Origin of the sequence: Niabella yanshanensis (assembly GCF_034424215.1) — a bacterium.
Taxonomy (GTDB): domain Bacteria; phylum Bacteroidota; class Bacteroidia; order Chitinophagales; family Chitinophagaceae; genus Niabella; species Niabella yanshanensis.
In genome coordinates this window covers 4,641,781-4,658,441 of the sequence record NZ_CP139960.1, presented here as the reverse complement: position 1 = coordinate 4,658,441, position 16,661 = coordinate 4,641,781, and the positions used below count along the sequence as shown (strand labels likewise).

11 protein-coding genes are annotated in these 16,661 nt (G+C 44.4%); 3 read left to right on the top strand and 8 right to left on the bottom strand.

The window, feature by feature from the left end:
* Positions 1-81: 81 nt before the first annotated feature.
* Entirely contained in the window at positions 82-1,455 is a 1,374-nt protein-coding gene (locus U0035_RS19380) for a glycoside hydrolase family 28 protein (RefSeq protein ID WP_245957692.1), read from the bottom strand.
* A gap of 184 nt (positions 1,456-1,639) precedes the next feature.
* Positions 1,640-3,307, bottom strand: a complete 1,668-nt coding sequence (locus tag U0035_RS19375; RefSeq protein ID WP_114790595.1) for a GH39 family glycosyl hydrolase — start codon at positions 3,305-3,307, stop codon at positions 1,640-1,642.
* Between the two features lie 217 nt (positions 3,308-3,524).
* On the opposite strand from U0035_RS19375, the gene U0035_RS19370 reads away from it, so the two are divergent.
* Positions 3,525-4,325, top strand: a complete 801-nt coding sequence (locus U0035_RS19370) for a phosphatase PAP2 family protein (protein ID WP_162817831.1) — start codon at positions 3,525-3,527, stop codon at positions 4,323-4,325.
* On the opposite strand, the gene U0035_RS19365 is transcribed toward U0035_RS19370, so the two are convergent.
* From U0035_RS19365 to U0035_RS19345, 5 genes are read right to left on the bottom strand one after another with little or no spacing between them, the layout of a single operon-like run.
* Positions 4,322-6,637, bottom strand: a complete 2,316-nt coding sequence (locus U0035_RS19365; protein WP_114790593.1) for a GAF domain-containing protein — start codon at positions 6,635-6,637, stop codon at positions 4,322-4,324. The genes U0035_RS19370 and U0035_RS19365 overlap by 4 nt on opposite strands.
* A gap of 12 nt (positions 6,638-6,649) precedes the next feature.
* A complete protein-coding gene (locus U0035_RS19360; protein ID WP_114790592.1) occupies positions 6,650-10,258 on the bottom strand; it encodes a BamA/TamA family outer membrane protein in 3,609 nt (1,202 codons plus the stop codon).
* Between the two features lie 2 nt (positions 10,259-10,260).
* A complete protein-coding gene (locus tag U0035_RS19355; protein WP_114790591.1) occupies positions 10,261-11,121 on the bottom strand; it encodes an SdiA-regulated domain-containing protein in 861 nt (286 codons plus the stop codon).
* A gap of 11 nt (positions 11,122-11,132) precedes the next feature.
* Positions 11,133-13,136: a polyphosphate kinase 1 gene (gene ppk1, locus U0035_RS19350; RefSeq protein ID WP_114790590.1), complete on the bottom strand. Its 2,004-nt coding sequence runs from the start codon at positions 13,134-13,136 to the stop codon at positions 11,133-11,135.
* A 9-nt stretch (positions 13,137-13,145) separates the two neighbouring features.
* On the bottom strand, positions 13,146-14,333 hold the full coding sequence (locus U0035_RS19345) for a Pycsar system effector family protein (RefSeq protein ID WP_114790589.1): 1,188 nt from the start codon (positions 14,331-14,333) through the stop codon (positions 13,146-13,148).
* Between the two features lie 271 nt (positions 14,334-14,604).
* On the opposite strand from U0035_RS19345, the gene U0035_RS19340 reads away from it, so the two are divergent.
* On the top strand, positions 14,605-14,973 hold the full coding sequence (locus U0035_RS19340; RefSeq protein WP_114790588.1) for a VOC family protein: 369 nt from the start codon (positions 14,605-14,607) through the stop codon (positions 14,971-14,973).
* 164 nt (positions 14,974-15,137) lie between these two features.
* Positions 15,138-15,686, top strand: a complete 549-nt coding sequence (locus tag U0035_RS19335; RefSeq protein WP_211316411.1) for an NADPH-dependent FMN reductase — start codon at positions 15,138-15,140, stop codon at positions 15,684-15,686.
* Between the two features lie 292 nt (positions 15,687-15,978).
* Here U0035_RS19335 and U0035_RS19330 read toward each other — a convergent pair whose 3' ends face one another.
* Positions 15,979-16,653 carry a DNA-3-methyladenine glycosylase family protein gene (locus tag U0035_RS19330; RefSeq protein WP_114790586.1) on the bottom strand — a complete coding sequence of 225 codons (675 nt, stop codon included), beginning with the start codon at positions 16,651-16,653 and terminating at the stop codon, positions 15,979-15,981.
* Positions 16,654-16,661: the final 8 nt, after the last annotated feature.

The following is a 16,661-nucleotide window of genomic DNA, read 5'->3' as shown; positions in this document are numbered from 1 at the left end:
CATGTCACCAGTTATCTTTAGCCTTACCCCAATTTTTACAGCTTCAGCCCGCTCATAAAAAGATGAAACTTCATCAAACACTTATTGAAACAGGAAACCCGACACATTTTTCTCCTGTATTTTTTCTTCCGAAACCTGAGCCATATCTGTTTGCAGTAACCTTATATTTTTTACAGGAAGTTCCGGGCTACCATTGATCTTAGCCACGAACTTACCCGACTGCGCTTTTACCTGGCTGAGGTATACATCCTGTATTGGTGTCAGTTTTTTTATACGCGTGGGTACCAGGTTGCGCCATTGATACAATACATCCATATCGATACCCAGGATACCTTCTTTGATATGATGCGCTGTTACATTTTGAACAAAAATATTTTTCACATACCCCCCCATACGCTCATTGGTTTTAATAAACAGCAAATGCATCAGCTCTTTATTAGTTTCGGCGACTTTGCAGTTTTCAACATATACATTTTCGATACCGCCCGACAATTCGCTGCCGATTGCCACCAGCTGATGCCCGTTCTTCACGAAACAGTTACGGATAACGATATTTCTTGATGGTGTTTTAAGCCGCCAACCTTCGGGGTTTCGGCCCGATTTAATAGCGATCGCATCATCACCCTGATCAAATTCGCAGTCTTCTACTAATACATTTTGACTCATTTCGGGATCCACCCCATCATTGTTATGTCCATGCGCATATACTTTTAGCTTACGGATCAGGACATTTCTGCTCAGGTAAGGATGAATGGTCCAAAAAGGACTATTGGTAATAGTAATACCTTCCAGCAATACATTTTCACAACGGTTAAACTGGATGAACTGCGGACGCAGGTGCGCGCTGTCGTTGACCATCATTCTTTGACTCAGGGGCGTATAATCCTGCGCCAGGTTATACAATCTTTTGATACTTTGCATGTGAGCAGGTGGACGACTGAACCATTGTTTCCAGGTATCCATTTGGGCTTTAATTTCCCCTTCACCGCTGATTGCCACATTTTTACATTGGTAGGCATAAATCAACGGTGAATAATTCAGACATTCCATGCCCTCCCAGGTAGTATGAACAGCTGGCAAATAATCTTCAGGAGACTCCGAAAACAACAACAGCCCACCTTTATCAATACGCAGATTCACATTGCTTTTCAGATGGATCTTTTTAGTCAGCCACTCTCCTTCGGGAACCACTACGATTCCTCCCCCCGCAGTGCTGGCAGCGTTGATAGCTTCGGCAATAGCTTCCGAAGTTTGTTCCTTGTCGCCTTTAACCGCGCCAAATTTTGCAATATTAAATTCAGCGCATTTACTAAAATCGGGGGTCAATATTTTTAATTGTCCAAAAGGAGTGGACACTCTTGTCTCATTTACCTGCACTTTGTTGCCCTTTTGAAAAGAACATAACGTCACCCATATACACAGGAGCAGGACGCCGACACTTCTTGTTTTCATCATATTCGTCGATATTAAAATCCGGGGGATAAATAAAAAAAGTTGCTTTGCCATACAGCACATCATCGTCAACATGATACCCGGAAGCAGCTACGAAAATAAATGCAGGTTTGCTTTAATTGTCCTGCTGCGTCCTGCTTTAAAATTGGGTCTTCTTCCAACAACGGCTCCGCTTGCAACCTGCTTATCACCATTCCAGCTTTATTAATGACACGCCCTGTCTTGGTAATGCAAAACGGGTATCAATACTTCCATCTCCCCGCACATTGACATTTTTAGATTCAATAGATTGCAGCTGTCCCGACCGCTCCAGTTCCCTCACCTCGGATGCAGTAGGTTGTTGGGGCGATCCCATTTTCTTCCAATGCTCATAGGCATTACTGTAAGCATCATCTATACGATAATGGGTCAGCTTCACGTTCTTAACAGGCAGGTTGGCTACAGAGAGTTGTACAGGCGCCATGATACCCTTTTCGTCAGCATCGTGATAGTTCCAGATCATTACCGTTGCAGAACGCTGATCTTTAGAGGCAAGTGTTCCGATGTCTGTAGCAGCGCGGCGAATACTGGAGTCTAGCACTTCCTGTAAAGCATAACGGCGGTTGCTTTCTGCTGCTACCTGTTTTCCTTTCATCATACCAAACATTCTGAAAACATTGAGCACCGGCTTATTAACGCCGTTGGTAGACAGATCCCGAAAGCCGTAAAACCAGGGCTGGTCCTCAAATTCAAAAGCCCAGGTTACCGCTCCGATCAGGTTCATATTGTATCGCTGAGCCAATTCATATTTCCGGGCAAATGATGCTGCCGTATAACTTGAGTACATGGTACCATTACGGTAAGCATTTTGAGGATCTGTAGCCATGCCACAGGCTGCACAACCTTCGGGATCGCTTTCTCCCAGGATCACGGGAAGATGTTTCAGTTCGGGATACCTGGCAATTACCCGGAAATTGTCTTCTATATTTCGCAACTGGTTGCGGATACTCATCACAACCACCCCATTAACCAGCCTGGGCGATCCTTTGGCATGAAACAGGATTGCATCTAGCGGAGCGCCGATTTTGCCCGTAGCATAATTCTTTTCATAAAGACAGTGTTTTATAAAAGCATCCAGCCACTTCATCGCTCCACCGGTTGTATTTGGGCCCCCGACACGCGCCGTTGGTAAGGCGCGTTTAACGGCATCTGCGGCATAGTCGTACAGTTTAAAAAACTCATCCCTTGTCCCCTTCCAGTAATACCCGTCTGCCTCATTCCATACTTCCCAATACCAACTTTCCACTTCTTGTTTACCATACCGGTCTACGCAATGCTTTACCCATTGAAATACGAGCTCTGCCCATTTATTATAATCTTTTGGAGGATAGGCCCAACCGGTGACGATATCACTGTACTTATCTCCCGGCTTCCAGTAATGCCGGTAAGGTTGCGGATGGGTTGACAATGCTTCCGGCATAAAACCGATCTGGGCCAGCGGCTTCATGCCTCTTCTAATATAGGTATCAAATATGCTATCTACAATGGTCCAGTTATAGATCGGGTTGCCTGCCGCATCCTCGGTATACATATTGGTGCTTCCCCATTTTAGTGCAGCCTTTCCGTCTCCGGTTACCATTAACGAATGCGTACGTACGTACACCGGTACAGGACTTAGAGCAGCAATTTCACTTAGTAACTTTTTACCATCCTTCATATAGGTATAATTGGGTTCATCATAACCAAACCAGGCCCATAATGGCTGCCTATCACCAAGCTCCTGGTCCAGATCCACCTGTATCAAAGCAGTATCGCTTTGGGCAAAACCTGTACTTAAAAACAACAGGCAGCAAGCTATCATTAAAAATCTGTTCATGGTACAAATTGGTTTATAGACCACTCAAAGTTAAAGGGGATACCTGCTTCTTCCCACTGATTATTTAACTTAGAGTAACCATATATTAACTTTGCCTGGTTGAGACTGCAATGCGGTACTCAAACAATGGCTCAGGTATAACGTGTTGGCGCATGCTGTATATTTGCAGCTGAAATTTTCAGGAATGGGGGATCGCTTTCTTTTTCAACGGTGTTTATTGATCATTTACATTTTTATTACTCAATTAGCGGAGGCACAAACCGATAGCTCCTCCATCCCGAATCCTGCATTGCCCGATAGTTCTGCAATAATTTCCGCAACGGATACCGCAACTTATTACAAACTGAACAAAGATTATATTAAAAGCTTTATACCGGCTCTCACCTATACCCTCTCAAGGCCGGCGCATTGGGATAAAAAAGAATGGATGCGTTTTTCATTGTTAGCTGCGGGAACAGGCGCCCTGCTGCTGGCCGACTGGGAAATCCGTAATGTAGTGCAACATAACCGCTCCAACGCTGGAGAAAGTTTTGCCCGGGTAGTAGAACCTTTTGGAAATACATATGGTCTTTATCTCTTCCCGGCCATGTATGCAGTAGGCGCTATCACTAAACAACCTAAAATTGAATCTGCCGGTCTTACCGGCGCCAAGGCCCTTGCTATTTCTACGGTTATATATACGGCTTCGAAAAAACTGATACGCCGTAATCGCCCGGATGCCGCTTCATCGTCCTGGGATTATGCTGCTCCCTTTGCAAAACCAGGTTATACTTCATCACCCAGTGGCCACAGCAATACCATTTTTACTGCGGCTACACTAATTGCACTGGAATTTAAGGATCATAAATGGGTAGGGCCACTGGCTTATACCATTGCTACAGCTACGGCAGCTTCCCGCATTTACCATAACCGGCACTGGGCAAGCGATGTGGTACTGGGCTCTCTGATGGGCCATTTTGTAACGAAAGCCGTTTGGAAGGCCAGCCAGAAAAAACCCAGGAGAGTACCTAAATACTAATCTTCTTTAACGGTTACGCGCAATGCTTTTAGTCCGCTGATACCCTGCAGATCTTCGAGCTGAAGATGTTCCAGGTTCACAAATAATCCTTTTTTAACCTGTTGCTGTAACAAAGTCTTATAGTCTTCCACATCCGCTTCATTGATGTAAACAACAGCAATTTTACCGGGTTGCGTAAGCCGCTCCTGCGAGCCGCGCAGATGCACTTTATCGATCCGCTTTTTGATCATCTGGTACCGGATATTATAAGCTCCTTCCACATCAAAGCGTTTCTCATCCTCCCTGAAAGTAATATCGATCACATCGCTGTTTACGAAAATAAGCTGGGTAGATTGCAAAGGCACCAAAAGAGCATGTTGCTGGGCAGCATTGGCCAGCGCTACTTTGCGCATGTACTCCAGCTGTATTATATGCAGTTCATGTAGCTGATCATTGCTGAAAGGCTTTTCCGGACTAATGGTTTGCCCTGCATAGAGATCATATTCTATACCATCGGTACGGAACTTATTATAATAAGCCGGATAGATCTCCTGCATCCGGTTATTCATTTCATCAAGTAAAATATCGATGCTGGAAATGGTTTGTTGCATCGACATATCGAGGTTGCGGCGGTTAATACTACAGGAACCATTGGCCAGATCTATTGCATTAAGGTAGGCATTACAGATCGCCGCCGTTTCCGGCTGCTCGGTTCTCAATGTACCCAGCAGCTTTCTCAATACTTTATCCAACGCATTAGAAGTGGATATCGTTTCGCTACTGATGGGTTGATCTACATTATTATCTTTCAAAAATTCGATCTGCTGTTGCATCAGTTGCTGTACATATGGCAAATCAAATTGCGCCAGTTCATTAGCTGTTTTACGTAACCATTGCAGTTGCAGTTGCCAGTCGGCCCTGATTGCATTATTTCTGATCAGCGAAGAATTACGAATGTCTACTGCCCCGTAAAAAGGATATACCGATTCAAAAACAATCGGCACCTTCTGAATCACCTTACCATGCACCTTTTGTTGTTGAAGATAAGCCAGGGCTACATCGTCAAATTTCCAGGCAACCGAGGGCTGAATCACTGTAAAACGGTCTGATATAACGGCCCTGATATCGTTCTCAAACATTTCGTGCCCCACTTTCATTAGTTGCGCCAGCTCTATATATAGTCGCTCCAGTAATTTAATGCGTTCTGCTGTGATCAGTCCCGGCTCAGTGGCAAATAATTCAACCACACCATATACTTTCTGCTGGTAAAAAATAGGCATGGCAGCGTAAGTCCGATACGGCGTTCCTTTTAGGATTTTTTCTACCAGTGGGAACCGGGATCCCAAACTGGCTATATCATCAACCACAACCGGCTTGCTATCCGCTTCAAATGTCTTGAAAAAAGTCTGCGCCTCCTGCTCACTCAATTCGGATCCTCCAATCAGACCTTCTCCTGCCTTCCTTACCATCCGGTTATTCATAATGATGAACGGCATGGCGCCAATTTCAATTTTGTTAGATCCCAGCAATGATTTTACGGCTACCCTAAGATCTTCAAAGCCTTCCTCCATACAGGAAACATCATCTTTCAGTTTCCACAACCGCTCCTTGATATATACCATGGTTTGCTGTTGTGTCACATCGGCAATAGTTACCACACCAAAGCCACGAAAGGAAAACCCTGTAAGCGGTAATTTCCTCAACATGTACCTCACGAAAACATCATCTTCGGTAATACTGGTAATCATGCGTTCACTTAGCTCAGGCAGTTCGTTATTATATTTTATATCAATAAAATCGTGGCCGAAATTGATCTTAAAAAAACGGTATAAGCCGGTTGCACTGTCGATGTACCGGTAAATAAACTCATCTTTTGAAGGATGGGCGATACCATAGAGCTGATCTAATATGGTATGGTAAATATTTTTTAGAGCCGCCAGGCCAATCTCCTTAAAGTTAGCTTCAAATTCGGGTTTCAGCCAGCCGGTATTTTTTTCTATAAACGAGCGATATAATGAGGGGGTACCATACGCAAATGTAGATGTAAATGGCGCTGTAATACCCCAAAGATCTTTGTCCCCGTCGATAGTTACATTGGTAAGACTTACATATAAAATATCCAGCAGTCCTTTATAGGCAGATATTTCGTCCGCCGCCACATCCCGCTCCTGCACGCCTGCCTCTTCTATCCGTGAAGCAAAATATTGAAACATTTGCCTTTTCACTTCATCTGTCCCTTCTATCCTTTTTTTTAAAAACCTGTAATACGGCGCAAAGGAAAAGCTCGTATTGATTTGAGTAATATCCAAATATTTATGTAAAAACGTATCCATGAGTTGTTTTAGTTAAAACCTGAAACCCATTGTGAAATGCGGGTTCCACCCTTCCTTAGAATATCCTGCCAATAATTGAAATACTGCAATATTTGCAGGCGCAAAATAAATACCACCGCCGATACCCTGGTGTATTTCACCACTATCAGCTCCTTTTGCCCATACTTTACCGGCATCATAGAAGAAAGTAGCGCCTAACTGACCTGGCAGAATATAACTGCCAATTTGCGCTAAACGCATTCTCAGCTCCAGGTTATTGTACAGCATATGCTCACCGGCGAACCGGTAATTACGGAAACCCCGTAAATTATCATGTCCGCCCTGGAACATTGACTGGTAGAAAGCTGCATTACCTAACGTCACCCCGCCTCCTGTTCTATTGGCCAGTATGATGGAGGACTGATGATTCAGTGGCATATAAACAGCCATGACCGGCAAGGCCTGTACCAGCGACCGGCTATAACGGTTCAATCCGGTATAACCTCTAATCTGTAACGAAAAATAGCCGCCTTTTGTTGGGAACAGGTTACTATTACGGCTATCTTTTTCATAGGAAAACAAGGCACCGGCAAATAATCTGCTACGCGTAAGCTCGGCGCTATCGTAACTCAACAGGGGCTGTGTAAGAATAAACCGGTCTTCATTATCGTCCTCTTCCATGCTGTAATACTGAAAAGAAGGCCCTAGCCGGAGGGTAACGTTTTTATCCAGGCGCCAGCGCAGTAAAGGATCTACCTGAGCAATGGTGTAACGGCTCCGGTAATAAGTAATAGCATGCGTTTTATCATACACCGTATTATTACCAATGCCGAAGAAATTATGTGTATTGTGTGGCGCAAAGGTAAAGGCCTGCAGTTCAATATCGGCCTTACCGGCCACTTCAATCCAGTCGGCCTTTAGCTTGACCTGGTAAGCTGCTGTGGCAAAGGCCCCGGATACCAGGAGTTGCTGTGAACTGCTATACGGTAGTTTTCTGAATCCCTTTTGTTGAATATGCCTGAATCCGCCGCCCAATATCAATCCATCATCCCGGTTGAAGCCCCCGGTAATCAGGGGCATGGTTTTAGAATATAGATTTACAGGAACAAAAGCTGTTTGCAAAGAATCGTCACTGATCTTTTTACGGATGCGACTCTCATCACCTGAATAGGTAACTCCGCCGGATTGGCTGTAAAAACGAATACCTGGCCCAGGTTGTACTACAGCTATGTGCTTATCGCCCTTTCCGCCGATCATCCGCAGTTTGATACGGGAATTGGAGTGCCCAACCGATATCGTATCCGTACCTGCACCGGTATACAGCCTGATCTCTCTCGTAATTTCCGGTTCATACACCCTGTCTACCAGCTTACCTTTCACCTCACCATCCTTGTTAATTTTCCTGACAATGAGGTGCAAGCCACCACCTGGTGCGTCTTCCAAAAGCACCTGCTCATTTTTATCACTAAGCCGCAGATCCACTACCTGGTTATAAAAATTATAATACCTGTCCATTGCGGCGGGCAATTGATCGCGCCTTTTTTTCATAGTTGCAGCCAACGCTGCGCCACGGATAGTCCTCGACGAAGCCGGTAGCTGCGCTATGGCCACGTCGATTACCGAGTCGGTCATCTTATTTACAAAATCGGCAGTCATTTCTTTCCACTCGTCTTTGGCAAATTGGAAAGCAGGAAACGCATGTACAAAACGATGCTTGTACAGGGAGTACTTTACCGACGGTATTATGCTGTCAAATCCCTGGAAAGTTGGCATCAACCAGCTCCGGGTTATCATTTTAGGTACAATGCCGGTGTTGATCTTCAGTACCTGGTCGCGATCACGGGGTACCGGCGCGTAATCTTTATCTTTAGTATTACTGGTATTCAGCCAACGCCATTGGTCTTCGTGGCGGTCCCAGTCCGAAACCAACAGGTCAAGCAACATTGCCCTGAAAAAAGTCTTCGCTTTAAAAGTATTATCATTATCCTTCAATAATGCTTTTACCAACTTTTCCGAATTATCCGAGTTACCACCCGGCTCTCTTTCTTCCAGCAACGCAACACTACCTGCCATCAGCTGGTTATACATACCCAGGTTAGGATCAGGCGCTACCACTCCGATAACCGGTGAAGCATGCGGCACTTTTATGGCGCTGGCCAGCGGGGGAATGATCAACGCTGAATAAGGATGCTGGCCGCTTACATAATCATCTACCAGGTCGCTCGCAAAAGTGCTGCGCAGCCCTTCGGGCAATACGGCATCAGGTACTTTATTAACGCTGCGCAACACCCACTCTTTGCCGCTGGTATCTGCCAGCCTGATTGAGACGGTTTGCATACCACCCCCTCTTTGCAGGGGCTTTAGCCCGCCCTGTAACCGGCTCAGGTGTATTATGGGCAGCCTGGTTGGGGCAGCCCATTCTTTACGATAATTCTCTCCGAATATCTTGCGGTGCAGACGCCCTACCTGATCGTATTTCGCTTTTGCGGCAACCGTTATACTATCCCCCCGAAGGCCACTGCTTTCAGAAGGCAGGCTGTTATCTCCGGCAGTATAGCCTGCTGTGTGCTTATAAGCTTCACGCACAACACCATCCTTGCCGTATACATTGAACTGTATGCCGGATGTTTTATCAGCAAAAATGTCGATCACTGCAAATCCCTGCTTTTCGTCAGTAAACAGCGCGTGCTTTCCTTTTTTTGCATAGGTGCTTTTAGCGCCCGCACCGCTTACCACCTGCAGGCCTTTATCGTCGATCAATTGCAAACCATGTTCATGCCCTGCCACTTTAATGATATTCGGAAAACCCTCCGCAACAGCTTCCACCCTTTGTATCAGTTGCTGGTATTCAGGATGGCCCAGGTCTTCCGCATTCATAAAAACACTCTTGCGCAACAGCGGGTATAAAGAACCCAAGCCTGGCAAGGGTATCCACATATTTTTATTAAGCGTAGTTAACGGGAACAAATGATCCTTCCAATTGTACTTTCCTCCATGGACCCCATAAGAACGGAAAGGGTGATGACTGGCCAGCAGGATTAGCTTGTCCTTATTTTTCCAGAATAAGCCTGACAGCTTTTCCAGTACTTCCGTTTCGGTATCGCAGTCACATTCGGCATCTTTGTTCTCTTTATTATAGGGGAACAGCCACCACTCCGAATCGTAGGCGATTACGACCGCCTGGTCGCCCAAAGAAATTTCAACCGGATCAGGACAGCCATTAGCGGGAATCATTTTAAGTTGGGGATCGTTTTGAGCAGTAATAAAATCTCCCTGTGCTTTGATCTTTGCCAGGCCTTGTTTTCCCATGCGATCCCAATCGTGATTACCCGGAAGGAAATATACCGGCGCCCCCTTAGCCCGTAAAGGTGCGAACTGCGAACGCAGGATCGCCTGCCCCTCAGCTTCGGCTTTAGTGCCCGGTAACCCCATACCCCTGGGATATACATTGTCTCCTAAATAAAAAACGGAAGTAATACCTGGCAACACTTTAGCAGCCGCATCGGGAATCACCGTTGTTTGTTCATGGTTGATCTCACCTGCATCACCAATTAATATAACACGCTGCACCGGTTGAGGTTGCGCGGCAAGTACCGTCGAAGTGATAAGTCCCACGAGTGTAATAAGTGTCCGTGTAATCATGATTAAGGCTTCTTATAAGCAAATCTCAATATTCTCCCTGCCAGCAGTTCATCGCCCTCACTGCTGATATATAAGTTACCGGCTCCATCAAATGCAATACCTTCAGGTTGCCCCAGCAGCTTCCTGCTTAACGGATAAGTGGCTGTAACTTGCCATTGTTTATTAGCTACCGCCAGCATTTTGTTCACTGATGATACAATATACCATTCGCCTGTCACCGGATGCCTGGCTAATGCAGAGGGCTCAACAGCTACTTTCTTTTTTCCCGAAGCTGCCATTATTGTACTCACATCAATGGCATGATGCCCTGCCACTATTAAGGAATCCCGGCTCCACTCTAACTGATAAACCGTAACCTGCTTATTTTTTTTGTCACCTTTGCAGGATTTACAAAGTGCATAATAGTTCCCTGTTATAGCATCTGCAAACAGACCTTCATATTCTCCCTTAGGCAGTATCTTCGCATAGTAGCCAAAAGGTTTTACTTTTTTTTCGCCGAGGCTATCGAGCTTGAATCCATAAAAAGAACCATCAGACTCCAGTATCAGCAGGGTATCGGCCTTAACGGCAATGTCTTCATAATCTCCCCCATCCCCGAATTTCACTCTTTTATATTTCCCTGACGGAATACCTACTTTAAAGACCGCACCTTCTTCATCCTGCTGCGCATACAGCGTGTCATATCGCCCCGGCGCAAAAGCAATTCCCGAAATTTCAAGTAAGTCATCCGGCAATATTATTTTTTCATATACCGACCAATCATAACCGGGCGGTGCAGCCAACGCTTTTTCTGCCTGCTGCCCGCAGGCCAGCAATGCAAAACATCCTGTCAATAACAAAATAAGTAACTCTTTCTGCTTCATCTGCTTCAATTTTATTCACACTGTTCTTTAACCCATCGGTACATAGCCGCCTGCGCCTGTAGTTTTTTGCCCTTACCATTAATAGGATGGTGAGCTCCGTCTACCGTAATCCATGTTGCTTTACGGTTATCTCTTAAATAAATGTTCAGCACCTCGCGCAGAGAGGCTTTCACCTTGCTATCTACTACCGGGAAACACACTTCGATACGACGGTATAAATTACGGGTCATCCAATCGGCCGAGCCCATATAAATCTCATCCCGGCCATTATTCCGGAATCTAAAAATACGGCCGTGTTCCAGGTAGCGATCTACAATTCTTCTTACCGTAATATGCTCACTCTGCCCTGTTACACCAGGCACCAATCTGCAAATGCCCCTTACGATCAATTGTACAACTACCCCGGCGTTAGAAGCTTCATACAGCTTCCGGATCATTTTTTCGTCTTCCAGATTATTGATCTTGACAATAATTTCAGCCTTGCGACCTGCTCTGGCATGATCGATTTCCCTGTCGATTAACGCGGCGAAGCGGGTTTGCAAATTAAAAGGCGCAATGAGTAATTGCTGAGGAACCAACGCATCTGCTGTAAAAGATTTTTTATTCTTCTTTAATAGCTGAAAGAGCTGATCCAGATCCTTCAATAAACTACTATTGCTGGTCATCAATACCTGGTCGGTATAAAAACGGGCGGTCACTTCATTAAAATTACCACTACCCAGGAGCCCCAGGTATTGCCAGTGACCTTCATATTTTCTTTTCACCAAAACAACTTTGGCATGCACTTTCATTTGAGGGATACTATAAATAATACGGATACCCGCCGCTTTCATTTTCCTGGCCCAGGTAATATTATTGGCTTCATCAAACCGGGCTTTCAGCTCAACAAAAACGGTTACTTTTTTACCGCTCAGCGCCGCCGTGATCAGGGCCTCTGCAATCTTCGACGTTCCCGATATGCGATACATGGTCATGCTGATCTCTGTAACAGTTCTATCGAGTGCTGCTTCGTTAAAGAAGCGCAGTACCATATCATAATTATGAAACGGCAGATGCAGTAATATATCCTGCCTGCTGATACTTTCCAGTAAAGTTGTCGCGGGTAAAGGATACAATAAGGCAGGCCAGGGCTCATCCTTTAAAGCGGCGTCCTTAACCGGAATCGCTGAAAGATCCTTCAGATTATGGTAAACACCGCCGGGCATGATCATTGCATTTTGCAAACCCAGGCTGCGCACCAATTGCTGCAACAGCGCATCGGGCATGGCAGCATTATACAGGAGCCGGGTCACTAACCCAAAATCACGCTTCGCTATTTGCGCCGCAATCTTCTGCGCCAGGTTGCCTTTGTATTCATCATCCAGGTCAATTTCGGCATCACGGGTAACTTTAAAACTATAAGCCGCATCCACCGTAATACCCGGCCATAAATGAGGTAATTGCGTCCTTATTATATCATCGATAAAGATCACATATTGAACACCGTCTTTTTTCAGAGAGAAAAACCGCTGTAAATGATCAGAGGGAATAGCTATAACGGCTAATTGTTTGCTATTTTCATTTTTAAGTTCTGCTGCCAGATAAATATGATTGTTCTCCGGGAAAAAATCACCCGCAGACTGTGGATAAGCAATCCTCAGGAAGGCTGCGATGTGAGCAAAAAAGTAATCCGTCACCTCTTTTAAGACGATGGCCGGTATCGGCTCATTATATACTATAAAAACACCGTTCTTTTTTAGGTCCTCTTTTACAGTCTTCACAATCTGGCCGAACCGCTCCTGCTGCCCGTTGATGATACCCGAAATAATGGCCGCATTATCTGCTTTACTCTGTTTTTGTACCTTTCCCAGGGCGATAATAGTAGGAATACGAACCCTAGAAAACTCATCCAGGTTGGAGGAGTATATAGACAGGAACTTTAAGCGCTCTGCGAGGGGTACGGTGTTATCCGCCGCTTCATACAGCAAACGCTCATTAAATTCAAGCCAGCTAAAATCACGTCCTTTTAACTCCATTACTGTCTTTTATACAATAGAAAAAATAGCGATCACAAAAGCAATAATGGCGGTCATTAGTCCAAACATGAACACATTGTAGGCAACGCGTAACAATTTATACTTACGGCCCAGCACAATACCTTGCGAATACACATCTTTTACAAGTGAGCCATATAAAAACTCCCGGTCTTCCATTACTTTCCACATCCCCTTTTTGTAGTCTTCAAAATTCATTTTATAAAAATTGCCAAAGAAAAGGAGGTTAACATCTTTATTTTCAACATCCTGCTGGTTAAAAACCCCGCTGGGAATTTTCGGGCGTGTAGCCAGGATGGCATAGATAAGGGTAACCGCAGATACTACCAGGATAATGATAGTCGGTATGACCAAATGCGTATTGCTTTCTAATTTACGGATGAGCAAACTTAATATGGCTGACAATAGTATTGAATTTACAGTGATCAAAATATCAGCTTTTTTATCCGCCATATCGCTAAGACGCTGGTTATTGGTGGAAGTAATGCGAAACATGGTTTCAATTCCCTTCTCAGGGCGATCTCCATTGCCTTTTTTCTTTTTGGCGCCACTCTCATCGATCCCGGCGGTTTCCTCCTCTTTTGATTTTTTATCTCTTTTCAACTGGTCTTCCAGATTTTCCATTTTTTTGACGTTCCAGTGCGCTCTTGCATAATCGGTATGATACTGGTGCACTTCCAGGAGACAGATCGTTTGGTGGCGCCAGGCATTTTTGCTAATAGCCAGGCCGCAGCGTGTTTGCAGTTCCTTGCGTAGCTGTTTACTTTTTTCTGCAAAAGAATCGGTTGAAAAGTGCGACATATCTGCATCACAAACAATTTGTTGCAGCAGGTTTTTGGGCTTTTGGGGCATCCGCGTGGCCAGTATACAATCTTTCACTTCTTCTATAATGACGGATGTAACCTGTTTTTCCTTTAAAAAATTCTCTGCCAGTACCACGCTGGCAGCCTCATGATTATCCGGGTCTACGAGATAACCCAGGTCATGAAACCATGCAGCTGCCCGAACCACAAAATCCTCCTGCTCTGGTAGGCCATAATGCGCATTCAATTCGGCAGCCGCCGTGGCCACTGAAGCAGTATGCTCGTAATTATGGTACAGGAGCTCTTCGGAGCCATGATCCCTAAAATAATCAGCTACATAGCTACTGATCTCCCTCAGAATAAGCTTAAAATCCATAAATAGCGTCATTGAACTCTTAACAATTCATAAAATACATTGTTCGACCGGGCTGAGTCTCTCAATTTTTTAATAAATGTATTGATAAAAACAACGGTGGCAAAGAAGCTAATACTTTTTAGAGCAAAAACTTGTGGTCTTTTTTTACACTTCGCTTAAAATTGATTTCTTGCCCCATGACAAGCGGTTTTGTTTCAAGCCTCTTTAATTTTAATGCGTCCAACCGATTTAAATAAAACAGGCGGTAAAGCGGCCTATTAAAACTTGAATAATGGATATCAATTTTCAGGCAGGAATAAATATCGCTGTTAAAATACCCAAACACCAATATGAGCAAACCGTGTCATTTTACCGGGATATTCTGAAGCTGGAAGTGGAAGAGCAGCCTATTCAAAACCCCACTGTTTCGAGAACTCATAAGGTTGTTTTCGGGCATAATGTGTTATGGCTGGATTGCGTGGATAATTACACTCACTCGGAAACCTGGCTGCAATTAACGGTGCCGGATATTGATGCGGCTACGGAGTATTTAAAAGCCAACAATGTGAACGCCTGCGATGATATCGAAGCCCTGCCTTCCAATATGCATTGGATCATGGACCCGGCGGGAACGGTATTTAATATGCAGGAACGCGGCTAACAGCAATCAACGCAGCACCGATTTTATCCCAGTTACATGTTTCCGTTATTTTAAACCAGGTATTATACCCGGGTATCTTATATATTTGTTCTTAATGGTACATAAAAACCAACCATGGTTGCGCGATTACCGCAAATATTATTTATCATCAACAACTCCTGGTTTTGAAAAAATTTGAAATCCTCGCCATTATTGGCAGCGCAAGCACATCTTCCTCGAATCAAAAACTGGTAGAGCATTTTTCAGCACAGGTTAACGAAGATTTCAATATTTCCATTTTTGATGGGCTGCAGGAACTCCCTCATTTTGATCCTGCATTGACAGTTGATCGGGTGCCGGCAACAGTTGTTCATTTCAGAAAAAAAATCGAACTGGCTGATGGAGTTATTATCTGTACACCCGAATATATCTTCAGTATCCCCAGCAGATTAAAAAATGCCCTGGAATGGTGTGTTGCAACTACTGTCTTCTCCGGTAAACCGTTAGGCATTATTACAGCTTCGGCCAACGGAAAAAAAGCACATAAAGAGCTTCAGTTGATCATGAAAACACTAATGGCTGTATTTAACGAAGACAGCATGTTACTGATACAGGGAATAAAAGGAAAAATAAGCTCGCAGGGAATACTAACGGATCCAACAACGGCAAATGAGTTTTCGGCATTTATACATTCCTACCAGCAGCTTATCCGCAGTACCTACCACGAATACTAATTTAATTATTAGTCGCTCTCACTGTAAAATTTCCGTCAAGATCTATCTGTGTGATACGCATAAGAGTATCCGCGCCTTCAAAGTTGTTTATATTATATTGCGGGCAAAGAGTCTTCCAATAAACACCAGTACTATCTACATTCACTTCCTGTTTCTAAATCCTGTCATTGACTCGAAGGAAAACAATACAAAGGGGACCTAATACAGTGGTTAGCTTTTGTATACCTCAATCTGACCGGTCAGCGTTATCGTTTTAGGTAATCCGTTCAATATTTTCTAAATATATTCCTGATCAAACCGGCATGCTCTTTTTTCTGGTATTGGACAAATAGTAATGCCAGAGCATCATACTGGCTACCGTCCGAAACGGCTTCCAGGTTTCGGTGATTGACAGAATAGCTTCCTTAGTTGTTGAAAGATCCAGCCGCTTTAATCGTTTTAATGCGTTTACAGCAGCAAGATCACCAACCGGGAAAATATCTGCCCGTTGAAGGGAAAACATCAGGTAAACATCAACAGTCCAGTTACCAATTCCTTTGAAAGCAACCAAACTGTTGCGCACTTCTTCATCCGGCATGACAGCAAAAGCTTCTAAATCAATTTCTTTATTTTTTATAGACACAGCCAGTCCTCTTATATAACCCATTTTCTGCCGGCTTACAAAGCAGGCCCTCATTTCTTCATCAGTAAGACCCAGTATGGATTCGGGGGTAATGTACCCTAACTTTTCTTTTAATTTATTCAATGCCGCCAGGGCGGAAGCCAGTGAAACCTGCTGCTCCAGGATAATATGCACCAACGACTCAAAATTATTTTCCCTTGTCCACATAGGAGGATAACCATGCGTATCCAGTATTACCTTCAGGTCATTGTCCCGGCCGGCCAGCCACTTACATATCTCCTGGTAATTACTGCTGTTAAATGCGGGCGCCACTACGATTAAATCTTTTGATTTTCCTCTTATCATATAGCCGG

Coding starts and splice junctions, on each gene's coding strand:
- U0035_RS19340 (WP_114790588.1), top strand. CDS start 14,605: ATGGATATCAATTTTCAGGCAGGAATAAATATCGCTGTTAAAATACCC.
- U0035_RS19365 (WP_114790593.1), bottom strand. CDS start 6,637: ATGGATACGTTTTTACATAAATATTTGGATATTACTCAAATCAATACG.
- U0035_RS19380 (WP_245957692.1), bottom strand. CDS start 1,455: ATGATGAAAACAAGAAGTGTCGGCGTCCTGCTCCTGTGTATATGGGTG.
- U0035_RS19360 (WP_114790592.1), bottom strand. CDS start 10,258: ATGATTACACGGACACTTATTACACTCGTGGGACTTATCACTTCGACG.
- U0035_RS19330 (WP_114790586.1), bottom strand. CDS start 16,653: ATGATAAGAGGAAAATCAAAAGATTTAATCGTAGTGGCGCCCGCATTT.
- ppk1 (WP_114790590.1), bottom strand. CDS start 13,136: ATGGAGTTAAAAGGACGTGATTTTAGCTGGCTTGAATTTAATGAGCGT.
- U0035_RS19345 (WP_114790589.1), bottom strand. CDS start 14,333: ATGGATTTTAAGCTTATTCTGAGGGAGATCAGTAGCTATGTAGCTGAT.
- U0035_RS19375 (WP_114790595.1), bottom strand. CDS start 3,307: ATGAACAGATTTTTAATGATAGCTTGCTGCCTGTTGTTTTTAAGTACA.
- U0035_RS19355 (WP_114790591.1), bottom strand. CDS start 11,121: ATGAAGCAGAAAGAGTTACTTATTTTGTTATTGACAGGATGTTTTGCA.